This window comes from Solirubrobacter ginsenosidimutans, from assembly GCF_027587205.1.
In genome coordinates this window covers 1-13,792 of record NZ_JAPDOD010000098.1, presented here as the reverse complement: position 1 = coordinate 13,792, position 13,792 = coordinate 1, and the positions used below count along the sequence as shown (strand labels likewise).

The following is a 13,792-nucleotide window of genomic DNA, read 5'->3' as shown; positions in this document are numbered from 1 at the left end:
CCAGGCGCCGCCGCCCCGGCGCCGGCTCCGGCCGCGCGCCCGGCGCTGCGCACGGCCGTCACGCCGCCGACCCCTCCCCGCACCGCCCGCCCCGGCGCCGCCGCGTTCACCGCGAACCTCAAGGCCGACGACTTCACGGCCCTGTGCGAGCTCGTGCGCCAGCTCTGCGGCGTCGACCTCGCCCAGTACAAGCGCAACCAGATGGAACGCCGTGTCCGCACGTGGACCGAGCGCCGCGGCACCCCGGACCTGACCGAGTACGGCAAGCTCCTGCGCACGGACTCGGCCGAGCTGGACGCCTTCCTGGACCGCGTGACGATCAACGTCTCGCACCTGTGGCGCCACGAGGACCAGTTCGAGGTCCTGCGCACGAAGATCCTTCCGGAGCTCACCCAGGAGCGCAAGCGCCTGAGGATCTGGAGCGCCGGCTCGTCCTACGGCGCCGAGGCCTACACGATCGCGGCCGTCTGCCGTGAGACCGTTCCGAGCATCCCGGTGGAGATCAACGGCACCGACCTGGACAAGCGCATGGTCGCCCGGGCCCGCGAAGGCGTCTTCACCGCCGAGGACGCTCGCACGTCGCCGAAGGCGATGATGCAGCGCCACTTCGAGCCGCAGGCCGACGGCGGCTGGGTCGCCAAGCCGGAACTCAAGCGAATGGTGCGCTTCGAAACTGGGGATCTACTGCGTATGCCGGTTCCGACCGAGCGCTACGACGTGGTGTTCTGCCGGAACACCGTCATCTATTTCACGGAGGAAGTACGGGACGCGCTGCATGCGCGGCTGGTCCAGTCGCTCGCCCCGGGCGGATATTTGGTCGTGGGAACATCTGAGCGTGTCGCCGATCCCCGCGGGATGGGGCTAACCTCGCCCTTCCACTTCATCTACCGGAAGGGCTGATGGACGAGTACCTCCCCATGTTCCTGGCCGAAGGGCGCGAGCACCTTCAGGAGCTCAACCTCGCCGTGGTCAGGATCGAGGAGACGCCGGACGACCCTGAAACGGTCGACGAGATCTTCCGCATCGCGCACTCCATGAAGGGGATGAGCGCGACGATGGGCTTCTCCGGTATGGCGGCGCTCACGCACGAGATGGAAGACGTCTTCGAGCTCTTGCGCCAGCGCAAGGGCGGGCTCGAGCGTGCCGCCATCGACGTCCTCTTCGACAGCCTGGACGCGCTTTCGGCCGCCGTCGAAGCGATCGACGAGACCGGCCAGGAGGCGATCCAGCCGCAGGCGCTGATCGAGCGCCTGCAGTCGCTCGTGCGCGAGCGCACGCCCGTGCAGGAGGCGCAGCGCGCGGGCGCGGCCCCGATCCCGGACGATCTCGCCGAGCGCGCCGACGGCCGCCGTGTCGTTCAGGTCACCGCGCTCCTGGACGAGAACGTGTCGATGCCGGCCGTCCGCGCGTACATGGTCCTCGCCGCGATCGCCGAGCTCGGCGAGACGCTGGCCTGCAACCCTTCGCCCACCGAGGTCGACACGTTCGACGGCCGCCAGGTCGACGCGTGGGTCGTCTCAGAGCACACCGACGCCGAGCTGGGCGAGGCCGCCGCCGGCATTCCCGAGGTCGTCGAGGCGATGGCCTTCGAGGCGATCTCCGACGCGGCGCTGGACGAGGGCGAGCCGGACGAGCTCCCCGTCGCCGCCGCGCCTGACGTCGCCGACGTGGCCGTCGCCGCCCCCGAAGCCGCGCCGGAGGCAGCCGTCCCCACCGCGGCCAACGGCGCCGCCCCGGCCGCCCCCACCGCCGGCAAGAACCACGCCAAGGGCGGCGGCTCCTCGACCGTGCGCGTCGACGCCGAGCGGCTCGATCAGCTGATGCACTTCATGGGCGAGCTCGTCCTGCACCGCACGCAGGTCGAGGCGCTCGCCGCGAGCGCCGACGTCCCCGGTCTCTCGCAGGCCATGCAGAACCTGACGCGCTCGTCGCACGCGCTGCAGTCGATGGTCATGCAGGTCCGGATGATCCCGGTCGAGGCGGTCTTCCTGCGCTTCCCGCGGCTCGTCCGCGACCTCTCGACCAAGCTCGGCAAGCAGGTCGAGCTGGATCTCGTCGGCAAGGACACCGAGCTCGACCGCACCGTCGTCGACGCGCTCGGCGACCCGCTCGTGCACCTCGTCCGCAACTCGCTCGATCACGGCCTCGAAGGCCCGGAGGAGCGCGTCGCGGCCGGGAAGTCCGCCACGGGCACGCTGACGATCTCCGCCGAGCACGCCGGCGGCAACGTCGTCATCACCGTCGCCGACAACGGCCGCGGCGTCGACCCCGCCCACGTGGCCCGCAAGGCCGCCGAGCGCGGGCTGATCGCGCCCGAGGCGGTCGATTCGATCGATTCCCAGCGCGCGATCGAGCTGCTCTTCTCCGCCGGCTTCTCGACCTCCGACGTCACGAGCGACATCTCCGGCCGCGGCGTCGGGATGGACGCCGTGCGCGCCGCGATCCGCGGGCTCGGCGGCGAGGTCATCATGACCTCCGAGCTGGGCCAGGGCACGAGCGCCCAGATCCGCCTGCCGCTGACCCTCGCGATCATGGCCGCGCTGATCGTCGAGGCCGACGGCCGCCCGTTCGCGGTCCCGCTGGACCGGATCGAGCGCACCGTCCGCATGTCCGACCAGGCCGTCCGCTCGGTCACCGGCCGCCGCATGCTCGTGCTCTCCGACGGCGTGCTGCCGATCGTCGACGCCTCCGAACGCTACGGCGGGTTCACGAACCCCGACGCCGAGTTCGCGGTCGTCGTGCGCGGCGGCTCGGATCGCTTCGCCCTCACCGTGTCTCGGCTCGTGGGCCAGCACGAGCTCGTCACCCGTCCCCTGCCCCCCGAAGTCGGCGACGGCTCCGCCCTGTCGGGCGCGGCCGTCCTCTCGGACGGGCAAATCGCCCTCATCATCGACTGCGACGCGGTCGTCGACGTCCCCGTTTCCGCCTGAGCCTGAAAGGACCGCTTCCGTTGACCCAGTACACGGATCTGCAGCTCGACGCCCTGCGCGAGTTGGCCAATATCGGCTCGGGCACGGCCTCGACGGCCCTGTCGAGCATGCTCGGCCGCAGCGTCGACATCACCGTGCCGAACGCCTTCGTGCTGCCGATGGCCGATGCGGTCACCGCGATCGGTGACGCCGAGGCCGAGGTCACCGGCGTCGTGCTCGGCGTGGTCGGCGACATGGGCGCGTCCGTCCTGCTGCTCTTCACGCCCAACGACGCGAAGCAGATGTGCAGCCTGCTGGGCGTCGAAGCCGGCACCGAGATCGGCGAGTCCGCGCTGATGGAGATCGGCAACATCGTCGGCACCTCCTACATCAACGCGCTCGCGTCGATGACGGGCATGGAGATCGAGCCGACGCCGCCGGCGACGGCCACCGACATGCTGGGCGCGATCGTGCAGACCGTGCTCGCCGAGCGGGCAGGCTCCGGAGACGTCGCGCTGCTGCTCGACTCCGAGCTCGTCATCGAGGACTCCGACGCGTCGGTCTCGTTCCTCCTTGTGCCGGACGCGGGCGGCGTGGATCAGCTGCTCGCGCGTTTGGGTCTGTAGCTGTGACGGAGACGATGGTCAGGATGGGTGAGCTCGCCGCCTCGGCCATCGACGGCGATGTCCTCGTGTCCCTCGGCCTGGGCTCGTGCATCGGGCTGGCACTGATCGATCGCCGGCTCGGCGTCGCCGGGCTCGCCCACGTCGTGCTGCCCGCAAGCGGCGGGCACGCGGTTCCCGGGTCCTTCAAGTTCGCCGATGTCGCGGTTCCCGAGCTGATCGAGCAGGTCGTCGCGGCCGGTGGCCGGCGTCCATTGCTTGACGCGGTGCTGGTCGGAGGCGCGAGTATGTTCTCCGTGTCTTCAGCATCCTTGGAAGTCGGCCAGCGCAATGAGGCCGCCGTACGCGACCAGCTCTCGGCTGCGCGCATCCCGATCATCGCGACCGAGACCGGCGGCGAGCGCGGCCGGACGATCCGCGTCCACGTGGGCTCGCGGCGCGTGACCGTGCGCGAGGCCGGCGGCGTCGACAAGGTCCTCGTGGCCGGCGGCATGGAGGTCGTGGCATGAGCGACCCTGGCAACCCGCAGACGAGGGCCCACACCCGTGGCCCAGGGGCCCACGGACCGGAGGCTGTCCTGTGAGCGGTCCCGTCCTCAGCCCGGACGCGATCGCCGCTCTGGTCGATGCGGCGCGCGAAGGCCGTCTCCCGGAGGAGAAGGCCGCGCCGCAGCGGCGCCGCCGCATGCGTGCGGTCGACTTCACGCGCCCGACCAAGTTCACGTCCGAGCAGGAACGGCGGCTGCATCGCACGCTGGACGCCTTCTGCCGCAGCGCGTCGACCCGCCTGAGCGCCGAGCTGCGCGTGCCGCTGGAGATGGAGGTGCTCACGAGCACCCAGCTCACGTGGGCCAACGCGCACACGGCCGTTCCGTCGAACTCCACGGCGGCGATCTTCAACGTCGAGCCGATCGGCACGCGGATGCTGCTCTCCACCGAGAGCTCGCTGCTGCTCGGCGCGATCGAGCTCCTGCTGGGCGGATCGATCGACGGCGGCGTCAAGGAACGCCGCATGACCGACATCGATCAGGCGCTCGGCCGGCACTTCCTCGAGCGCCTGCTGGCGCAGCTGACGCTGATCTGGACCGACGTCGCCGGCCTCGATCTCTCCCTGGAGACGGTCGACCAGCACATGGAGACGGCGCAGATGGTGTCCGTGTCCGAACCGACGCTCTCCTTCATGATGGAGGCGCGCCTCGGCGGCGTCTCGGCGACCCTGGCGCTGCTGATCCCGTGGTCGGCGATCGCGCCGGTCGCGGACCAGTTCGCCGCCCGCGACGACGCCCGCGCGGGTGCGCGTTCGGACGAGGACGTCACGTCCGTCCGGCGTGCCGTCGGCGACGTCGAGATGAACGTGCGCGCCGAGGTCGCCGCCGTCTCGATGTCGATCGAGTCGGTGCTCGCGCTCAAGGAAGGCGACCTGCTGCGCCTGAACTCGCCCGCGTCGAGCGGCATCACGCTCTTTGCCGACAAGGTCCCGATCCACCTCGGGCGGCCCGGGCGTTCCGGTAGCCGTCGCGCCGTGCAGGTCACGGGCCACGTGGGCGGCGGTTCGAAGTGAGCGCGACCGACGCCCTCAACCGGCTCGGCCAGTCGACCGCCGAGGCCTGCCTCGGCGTGCTCGAGATGTTCGCGCCGGACAAGGTCTCGATCGGCGAGGTCACCACGCTCGACGACTCGGGCAAGGCCTTCCTCGGCGTGCCCGTCCCCTCGGTGGCGATGTCGGTCTCCTACGTGGACGGCGTCACCGGCGGCAACGTCTTCCTGATCACGCTGGACGGCGCGAAGATGCTCGCCGCCTCGATGATGGGCATGGAAGCGCCGGAGGATCCCGACGCGCCCGAGCTCTCAGAGCTCGAGCTCTCCGCGGTCTCCGAGGCCATGAACCAGATGATGGCCCAGGCCGCGGCCGCCACCTCGCTCGTGCTCGGCACCGAGGTCGAGATCGGGACGCCGGAGACCAAGACCTTCACGGGCGCCGACGCGATCAGCGGGTCCTACACGCACACGCCGCACGCCGTGCGCGTCGCGATGTCGATCTGCGGTGAGCCCGCGCGGCTCGTCCAGCTCGTCCCCAACGCCTTCGTCGTGCGCATGTCAAGTGCGCTCGACGAGATCGGCTCCGACGTCGGAGCCGTACCTGAACCCGGCTCCGTCCGGCCCGCGGGCTCCACTGCCGCGAAGCCGTCCCTGGCCGGCATCCCTGTTCGCGTATGGGCCGAGTTGGGCCGAGCGCGCATGCCTTCCGCGCAGATCGTCGGGTTGCCGACGGGTGCGGTGGTGGAGTTGGACAAGCAGGCCGATGACGCGATCGATCTTTTCGTCAACGGCACGCATTTCGCCACGGGCCGCCTGGTCGTCGTGGATGGAACCGACTGGGCAGTGCGCATCGAGCACGTGCTCGATGTGAGTGAGATCAACACTGAATCCGGAATGGAGGTGGCCCGGTGGCCCGAATCCTGGTAGTCGACGATGCCGCGTTCATGCGGAAGATGGTCAGCGACGCGCTGACCAAGGGTGGTCATGAGGTCGTGGGCGAAGCCGGCAACGGCACGGAGGCGGTTATCCGCTTCCAGGAGCTCAAGCCCGAGCTCACGACCCTGGATATCACGATGCCCGAGAAGGACGGCCTCGCCGCCCTCAAGGAGATCATCGAGCTCGACCCGAGTGCCCGCGTGATCATGTGCTCCGCGCTGGGTCAGGAGTCCAAGGTCCTCGAGTCGATCAAACTGGGCGCCCGCGACTTCGTCGTCAAGCCGTTCCAGGCCGAGCGGGTCCTCGAGGCCGTCGGCAAGGCGCTCGCCTGAGCAGCGCGTACTTCTAAGGCTTAGAACGACAACGGGCGGCCCGCGGGCCGCCCGTTGTGGTTAAACGCCACCTAAGCCCCACCTAAACGGGGTCTGACCCCATTTATCTAAAGGGGGTCAGACCCTCTTTAGGTTCGGCTAGAGGTCGTGGAGGAAGCAGAGGCCCTGTGGGGCCTTCTGGCCGGCCTTGAGCGGCTTGGCCGGGTGCGGCTGACCCTCGGCCAATGCGGCGCCGACCGAGAGGCCGAGGGCGCAGAGGGCGGCGGCGAGCGTCGCGGAGATGATGCGGAGAGCCTTCATACGTCGAGAAAGTGGTGCTCCGACCGGCGTGTCACGGACGGTCAACCCACCTCAGCGGACCGCGTTGCCGCGCGGTGCGAGGGAGTGGAGCTCACTCTGTTGATCGTCCGCAAGGGCGCGGCGCTTGATCGAACGGGTGTCCAGCTCGGACTCGAAGTCGGCCTGGTCGGCGTGGCTGAAGGCGACGCCGCCTTCGACGATCATCTCCTCGAACGCCGCGGTGACCGCCGGGTCAAGCTGCGTGCCGGAGACGCGGCGCAGCTCGGCCAGGGCGGCCTCGGAGCTGACCGGGCGCCGGTAGGAGTCGCGCGAGGTCATGACGTCGTAGGTGTCGGCGGCGGCGATGATGCGGGCGCCGAGGGGGATCTCCTCCCCCGCGATGCCGGCCGGGTAGCCGCCGCCGGCGAATTTCTCGTGGTGGTACAGGACGATCTCGGCGACGGGGCCGTAGCCCTCGATGCGTTCCACGAGCTTGGCGCCCTGCTCGGGGTGCTGCTTGATCAGCTCCCACTCGTCGTCGGTGAGCTTGCGGTTGGCGAACAGGACCTCGTCGGGAAGGATGAACTTGCCGATGTCGTGCAGCAGCGCGGCGGTGTGGATCAGGTCCTGCTCGCGTTCGTCGCATCCGAGCCGGGACGCGACCTCGCGGGAGTAGCGGGCGACGGCGGCGGAGTGGCGGGCGGTCATCGCGTCACGCATCGACAGCGTCTGCAGGACCGTGGAGAGGACGCCGACCTGCAGCGCGCTCAGCTCGTCACTACGGCGGGTCAGCTCCTCCCCGCGGTCGAACGCCTTCACGCCCGTGCGCACGAGGTGGTGGAAGACGCCGAGGACCACGACCAGCAGCGCGATCGCGCCGGGGCCGAGGCGGTCATAGCCGAACACCACGCCGGCGGTCAGGAGCGCCGTCGCCAGCTCGAAGGGCAACATGGTCCGGTAGACCGTCGAATACGCCTCACGCACGCACAGGACGCCTGTGAGGCGCAGGTACGCGGCGACCGAGGCGAAGTTGAGCATGTTCGTGAGCAGGTACGCGAGCACGACGCTCGAGGCGAACGCGATCGGGTCCTCCCTGCCCACGAGCGTCAGCATCCAGCCGCCGAAGAGCGGGAAGAACGCGAAGGTCGCGGCGTTCCAGAGCATCTCGCGCGGCGGCCGCCGGGTCCGGATGTCGTCGAACACGACCGAGACGAGCCCGATCGCGGCCGCGGGGACGGGCCCGACCAGCGCCATCGCCAGGACGAGCGCCGCGAAGGAGCCCGAGATCCGGACACCGCGGAACTGGACGGTGAAGGCCTCGCTGGCGACCGCGATCGCGAGCAGGAGCATCGCCGACGGCGTCTGGGGGACGAGCGTCCCCGCGCAGACGACGGCGACGGCGGCTACGACGAGGTTGACGTGATTGCGTGGCAACGCACGGTTGCCTCGGCGTCCGAGCGTGGTGGCTTGATGGGCGTGCACGTGTCTTGTTTCAGATCAGACAAGTCGAACTTCACAGAACTGGACACTTGTCCTATTAAGGTCTTGGCGTCCAGGAGGCATCATGCGTCTTGTCACGGACGGTTCAACCTCACCTCACACACCGCCTTGCCGGGCGGGACGAGGGAGACCTAAGGAGCAAGCATGAGCTGGAAGCTGTAGTCGCACGCGACCTAGCGTCGCCACCATTTGCGAGCGAGCGCCCTCTGAGGCGCTCGTTCTCGTTAACGGCCCGACCGGGCCAGAACTTGATCGGACGTATGTCTAGGCCGCGGTGCTCAGCCGTGGGCGCGCGTAGTCGATCACGCGGCGCTCGAACGCCAGCTCGTGCTCGAAGTCGGCCTCGTCGGTGTGGCTGAACGCCACGCGCTTCTCGAGGATCATGCGCTCGAAGGCCTCGACGACCTTCGGATCCAGCTGCGTCCCTGCCACACGGCGCAGCTCGGCCAGCGCGGCCTCTGAGCTCACGGGGCGCCGGTAGGAGTCACGCGCCGTCATCACGTCGTAGGTGTCGGCGACGGACAGGATGCGCGCGCCGAGCGGGATCTCCTCGCCGCCGATGCCGGCCGGGTAGCCGCCGCCGGCGTACTTCTCGTGGTGGTGCAGGACGATCTCGGCGACGGGGCCGTAGCCCTCGATGCGCTCGACCAGCTTGGCGCCCTGCTCGGGATGGAGCTTGATCAGCTCCCATTCGTCGTTGGTCAGCTTGCGGTTGGCGAAGAGCACGCTGTCCGGGAGGATGAACTTGCCGATGTCGTGCAGCAGCGCGGCGGTGTGGATCAGATCCTGCTCGCGCTCGTCGCAGCCCAGTATCCCGGCAACCTCGCGGGAGTAGCGGGCGACGGCGGCAGAGTGGCGGGCGGTCATGGCATCGCGCATCGACAGCGTCTGCAGCACCGTCGAGAGCAGGCCCATCTGCAGCGACGCCAGCTCCCGCGTGCGCTGGGTCAGCTCCTCCCCGCGCTCCTGCGCCTGGACGCTGGTACGCACGATGTAGAGGAAGACGAAGAGGATCACGGCGGCCAGCCCGATCGAGCCCATGCCGAGGTGCCCGTAGGTGAACGCCACGCCGGACGTCAGCAGCGCGGTCGCGAACTGCGACGGCAGCGCGGTCACGAACGAGCGCGCCAGCGCGCGGACGGGAACCTCGAACCCGAAGTGCGCGTGTCCGGCGACCATCAGGAAGTTGAGCGTGTTGGCGCCCATGAAGACGCCAAAGACCGCCGCCGCGAACCACAGCGGGTCCCCGGAGCGTGTGTCGAAGTCGCCGATCAGGGCCTGCATCGCGAGGCCGCCCGCAAGCCCGACCGTCGCGAACGTGGTCACGTTGCCGAGCTTGCGGTCGAAGGAATTGCTCGAGACGGCGCAGTCGAGCAGGATGCAGGCGGTCATCAGGGCCGCGGCGGGCGCGGGGCCGAGCAGCGCCATCGCCAGCACGAACGCGACGAAGGAGCCCGACAACCGGAGATCGCGGATCTCGACGTTGAGCAGCTCACTGCCCGACGCGAGCACGAACAGCAGCCCGACGAGCGAGAACGGGGCCCAATCGTCGGCGCGGCTGGTCAGCACGGCGCCGAAGGCAGCCGCGGTGAGGACCCCGCCACAGATGACAGACATGACCATGCGTCGTTTCGACACTCCCCGGTAGTCGGCCACAGCGGGGCGTCATTGAATCCTCACGCTGCTTGCGGCAAGGCTCACGACGCAGTCAGAAATGTTCGAGCTAGAGTTGTCCCCCGTGCGGAGGCGTCTCGAACCCCTGCGCGTACGGCCGTTCGGTCGTCTGCTGGGGTCGTACACGGTCAATGACCTAGGGGACTCGATCGGGGTCGTCGCCCTCTCGATCCTGGTGTATGACCGGACCGAGTCCGTCGCGCCCACCGCGGGGTTCTTCCTGATCGCGAAGTTCCTCCCCGCGCTCCTGGCCACGGGCCTCACCGCCCACCTGGACCGGTTCGGGCTGCGCAAGACGCTCCCTGCGCTCTACGGCATCGAGGCCGTCGTGTTCTCCCTCCTGGCGCTGCTCGCGAGCGGCGATCGCTTCTTTCTGCCGCTGGTGCTCCTGCTGGGCGCGGTCGACGGCACGCTCGCGATCACCGGCCGCGGGTTGACCCGCGGCGCCGTGGGCGTGCTGCTGTTGCCCAGGGACCTGCTCAGCGAGGGCAACGCGCTGATGAACCTCGGCTTCGCGGTCTCGTCGGTCTTCGGCGCCGCGCTGGCGGGTCTGTTGATCGCGGTCTTCGGGCTCTCGGCCGCATTGCTGGTCGACGCCGCGTCGTTCGCCGTGATCGCGGTCGTCCTGCTCGTCGCACGTGATCTTCCGGACCCCGAGCACGAGGACCGCACGCCGTGGCGCGAGCGGTTCGTCGACGGCCTGGAGTTCGCGCGTGACTTCCGCCCGGTCCGCACGCTGCTGATCGGCCAGGCGCTGGTGCTGATCTGCTTCACGATCGTCGTCCCGATCGAGGTCATCTACGCCAAGGAGAGCCTCGGGACCACGGACGCCGGCTTCGGCATCCTGATCTCCTCCTGGGGCGCGGGCATCGTGATCGGCAGCCTGCTCTACCTCTGGCTCAAGAATCGCACCGGGCTGGCGATGATCCTCATCTCCAGCGCGGCGGTGGGCGTCGCCTACCTCGGGATGTCCCAGGCCGGCACGCTGGCCGTCGCGTGCGCCTTCTCGGTGCTCGGCGGTGCCGGCAACGGCGTGCAGTGGGTCGCGGTGATGACCCAGCTGCAGGAGGCCACGCCGTCGGAGTTCCAGGCGCGCATGTCCGGCCTGCTCGAATCCCTCGGCGCGGCTGTCCCGGGCGTCGGGTTTCTTTTGGGCGGCGGGATCGTGGCGCTCGGATCCCCGCGCACGGCGTTCGCGTGCGCGGGTATCGGAATCCTGATCCTGGTCGTCCTGGCCGCGATCATGCGGCCGACGCGTCAGACCTCGACGACCACCGGCAAGACCATCGGGCGGCGCTTGAGCCGGTCGTAGATGAACTTCGCCAGGTCGTCGTGCAGATGCGACTGCAGCACGTCGACCTCGGTGATCTGCTGCTCGGCGGCGCCGTCGAGTGAGTCCTCGACCGCCTCGCGCAACTCCCCGATGAAGGCGCTGTTGCCTTCGAGGAACGGCACGCCGCGGGCGAGCACCTCGGGCGGGACGACGGATGAGCCGTCCTGCTCGGAGATCGTCGCGACGATGATGAAGATGCCGTCGCCCGAGAGCATGCGGCGATCGCGCAGCGCGACGTCGGACACGTCGCCGATGTCGACGCCGTCGACGAAGATCATCCCCGCCTGAACCGCCTTGCCGAAACGGGCGCCCTCGGCGTCGATCTCCAGCGGGAGGCCGTTCTCGGTGCGGAAGATGTTCGACGCCGGGATCCCGACGGCCTGCGCAAGCTGGCTGTGGATCAGCATCCGCTTGTAGTCGCCATGCACCGGCATCACGTACTTCGGGCGGGTGAGGTTGATCATCATCTTGACCTCCTCCGCGTAGCCGTGACCGGAGGCGTGGATCGGCGCGTCGCGGGCCGTCACGACCTCGCAACCGATGTGGTAGAGGCGGTCGATCGTCTCGTTGACGGCGCGCTCGTTGCCGGGAATCGGCGTCGCGCTGAAGACGACCGTATCGCCGGACTTCAGCTCGACCTGCGGGTGGTCGCGGTAGGCCATGCGGCGCAGCGCCGACAGCGGCTCGCCCTGGGAGCCGGTCGAGATGATCACGATCTTCTCGTCGGCGAACTGGTCGATCTCGCGCGGCGTGACGAGCATCCCCTCCGGGATGTCGATGTGCCCGAGGCTGCGGCCGATGTTGACGTTCTTGCGCATCGAACGGCCGACCAGCGCGACCTTGCGGCCGTTCTTCTCGGCGGCGTGGACGACCTGCTGGACGCGGTGGATGTTCGACGCGAAGCAGGTGACGACGATCCGGGCGGGGCAGCGGGCGAACACGCGGTCCAGGTGCGGGCCGACGATCGACTCGGAGTCAGAGACGCCCGCGCGGTCGACGTTGGTCGAGTCGCCGCACAGCAGCAGCACGCCCTCTTTGCCGAGCTCGGCCAGCCGCGCCATGTCGGCGGGTGCGCCGCCGACGGGCGTCTGGTCGAACTTGTAGTCGCCCGTGAAGAGAATGGTGCCGAGCGGGGTCTTGAGCGCGATGCCGCTGGAGTCCGGGATCGAGTGCGTCAGGTGGATGCGCTCGATCTCGAACGGCCCGGCGTCCACGGTGTCGCCGATCGGCAGCACCTCGAGCGGAACGTCGCGCAGCTTGTGCTCGTCGAGCTTGGAGCGCGCCATCGCGATCGTGAGCTGGCCGCTGTAGACGACCGGGATCTTGTCCTGGCCGAGGTCGCGGATCACCCACGGCAGGGCGCCGAGGTGGTCCTCATGGCCGTGCGTGATCACGATCGCTTCGAGCTTCTCGATGTTCTCGCGAACGTACGTGAAGTCGGGCAGGACGAGGTCGATGCCCATCATCTCGGCCGTCGGGAACCGCAGGCCGCAGTCGACGATGACCATCCGGCCGTCGTACTCGACGACCGTCATGTTCTTCCCGATCTCGCCGACGCCTCCCAGCGGGAGGACGCGGAGTGTCGCGCTCACCCGGCGGTGACCCCGGCCAGCAGGCCGTGGCGGGAGAGCACGTCATGGATCGCGGTGCGCTCGGATTCGTCGCACTCCACCAGCGGTAGGCGCAGCGGCCCGGTGTCATGTCCTTGCATCTTCAGGGCGGCCTTGACCGGCGCGGGGCTGGCGGTGAGGAACATCGCGGCGTAGACCTCCTGGAGCGCGGCGTCGATCTCCCCGCGCGCGTCCGGCTCGTCGTACATCCGGCGCATCTCGTTGCCGGCCACGTGGCTGGCGACGCAGATGCCGCCGGTGCCGCCGATATCCAGGCAGCGGGCGTAGATGTCGTCGTTGCCGGCCAGGACGGCGAGGCCGTCGATCAGCTGCAGCTCGTCGGAGTTGGCCTGCTTGACGGCCTCGATGCCGTCGATCTGCGCCAGCTCGGCGAGCAGGTCCGGCGGCATGTTGACCGCCGTGCGCCCGGGAATGTTGTAGAGCACGACCGGCGTGTCCCCCGCGGCCTTGGCGACCTCGGTGAAGTGCGCGACGATGCCGCGCCGGTTGGGCTTGTTGTAGTACGGCGTGACGGAGAGCACCGCGTCCACCCCGGCGGCCACGGCCTGCTCGGTCAGGTGGATGGCGTGACGCGTGTCGTTGGAGCCGGTGCCGCCGATCACGACGCACTCGTCGCCGAGCTCCTTGGCGATCAGCGCGATCAGCCCCAGGTGCTCCTCGTCGGTCATGGTCGCCGCTTCACCGGTCGTCCCGGCCACTACCAAGCCGTGCGAGCCGTTCGCGAGCAGGTGCCGGCCGATAGCCACGGCGCCCTCCTCGTCGACGGAACCGTCGGCACGGAAGGGCGTGACCATGGCCGTGAGGAGGCCTTCGTAGGGACGCATATGGCTTAGGATGGCACGCACGGCGGTCAGCCCGCCAGCGGATCGCCTCCGGTCAACTTCGGCGGGGCGTAACCGGGCGGCTCGCGATCGTCGCCGTCGGTGGCCGGCACGCCGGGCGGCGCGGGCGGCGGCGAGGCCGCCTCGACGGGCGCAGGCTGCGCGGCGGGCGGCTCCGTCGGCGGGACGCCGGGCGTGGCGGGCGCAGCCGGGGGC

13 protein-coding genes and 1 pseudogene are annotated in these 13,792 nt (G+C 69.6%); 8 read left to right on the top strand and 6 right to left on the bottom strand.

The features are described 5' to 3' along the window. The 7 genes from OM076_RS43830 to OM076_RS43800 all read left to right on the top strand — a co-directional run. The coding region (locus OM076_RS43830; protein ID WP_270046555.1) for a CheR family methyltransferase at positions 1-900 on the top strand (900 nt) is incomplete at its 5' end. After that, entirely contained in the window at positions 900-2,930 is a 2,031-nt protein-coding gene (locus OM076_RS43825; protein WP_270046554.1) for a chemotaxis protein CheA, read from the top strand. The genes OM076_RS43830 and OM076_RS43825, both read left to right, overlap by 1 nt. Before the next feature lie 20 nt (positions 2,931-2,950). After that, the gene (locus tag OM076_RS43820; protein WP_270046553.1) at positions 2,951-3,535 is read left to right on the top strand and encodes a chemotaxis protein CheC; all 585 of its coding nucleotides are present in this window, start codon (positions 2,951-2,953) and stop codon (positions 3,533-3,535) included. 23 nt (positions 3,536-3,558) lie between these two features. Beyond that, complete coding sequence (locus tag OM076_RS43815; protein WP_270046551.1) at positions 3,559-4,041, top strand: chemotaxis protein CheD; 483 nt, start codon at positions 3,559-3,561, stop codon at positions 4,039-4,041. 70 nt (positions 4,042-4,111) lie between these two features. Next, positions 4,112-5,092 (top strand): flagellar motor switch protein FliM, encoded by a 981-nt coding sequence (locus tag OM076_RS43810; RefSeq protein WP_270046549.1) that lies wholly within the window; start codon positions 4,112-4,114, stop codon positions 5,090-5,092. Beyond that, complete coding sequence (locus OM076_RS43805) at positions 5,089-5,997, top strand: FliM/FliN family flagellar motor switch protein (RefSeq protein WP_270046548.1); 909 nt, start codon at positions 5,089-5,091, stop codon at positions 5,995-5,997. Before OM076_RS43810 ends, OM076_RS43805 begins: the two co-directional genes overlap by 4 nt. A 17-nt stretch (positions 5,998-6,014) precedes the next feature. Beyond that, positions 6,015-6,338: a response regulator gene (locus tag OM076_RS43800; RefSeq protein WP_270046546.1), complete on the top strand. Its 324-nt coding sequence runs from the start codon at positions 6,015-6,017 to the stop codon at positions 6,336-6,338. Positions 6,339-6,476: 138 nt separating this feature from the next. On the opposite strand, the gene OM076_RS43795 is transcribed toward OM076_RS43800, so the two are convergent. From OM076_RS43795 to OM076_RS43785, 3 genes are all read right to left on the bottom strand, one after another. Then, a complete protein-coding gene (locus OM076_RS43795) occupies positions 6,477-6,638 on the bottom strand; it encodes a hypothetical protein (protein WP_270046545.1) in 162 nt (53 codons plus the stop codon). 51 nt (positions 6,639-6,689) lie between these two features. After that, the gene (locus OM076_RS43790; RefSeq protein ID WP_270046543.1) at positions 6,690-8,051 is read right to left on the bottom strand and encodes an HD-GYP domain-containing protein; all 1,362 of its coding nucleotides are present in this window, start codon (positions 8,049-8,051) and stop codon (positions 6,690-6,692) included. A gap of 330 nt (positions 8,052-8,381) precedes the next feature. Then, complete coding sequence (locus OM076_RS43785) at positions 8,382-9,734, bottom strand: HD-GYP domain-containing protein (protein ID WP_270046541.1); 1,353 nt, start codon at positions 9,732-9,734, stop codon at positions 8,382-8,384. Positions 9,735-9,855: 121 nt separating this feature from the next. On the opposite strand from OM076_RS43785, the gene OM076_RS43780 reads away from it, so the two are divergent. Next, positions 9,856-11,103, top strand: coding sequence for an MFS transporter (locus OM076_RS43780; protein WP_270046540.1), 1,248 nt, complete (start codon positions 9,856-9,858; stop codon positions 11,101-11,103). Here OM076_RS43780 and OM076_RS43775 read toward each other — a convergent pair. From OM076_RS43775 to OM076_RS43765, 3 genes and pseudogenes are all read right to left on the bottom strand, one after another. Then, entirely contained in the window at positions 11,049-12,716 is a 1,668-nt protein-coding gene (locus tag OM076_RS43775; protein WP_270046539.1) for a ribonuclease J, read from the bottom strand. The two genes, OM076_RS43780 and OM076_RS43775, sit on opposite strands and share 55 nt — an antisense overlap. Further along, positions 12,713-13,579 carry a 4-hydroxy-tetrahydrodipicolinate synthase gene (dapA, locus tag OM076_RS43770; protein WP_270046538.1) on the bottom strand — a complete coding sequence of 289 codons (867 nt, stop codon included), beginning with the start codon at positions 13,577-13,579 and terminating at the stop codon, positions 12,713-12,715. Before dapA ends, OM076_RS43775 begins: the two co-directional genes overlap by 4 nt. A gap of 26 nt (positions 13,580-13,605) precedes the next feature. Then, positions 13,606-13,792 (bottom strand): annotated as a pseudogene (locus OM076_RS43765) (hypothetical protein); the annotation flags it as partial.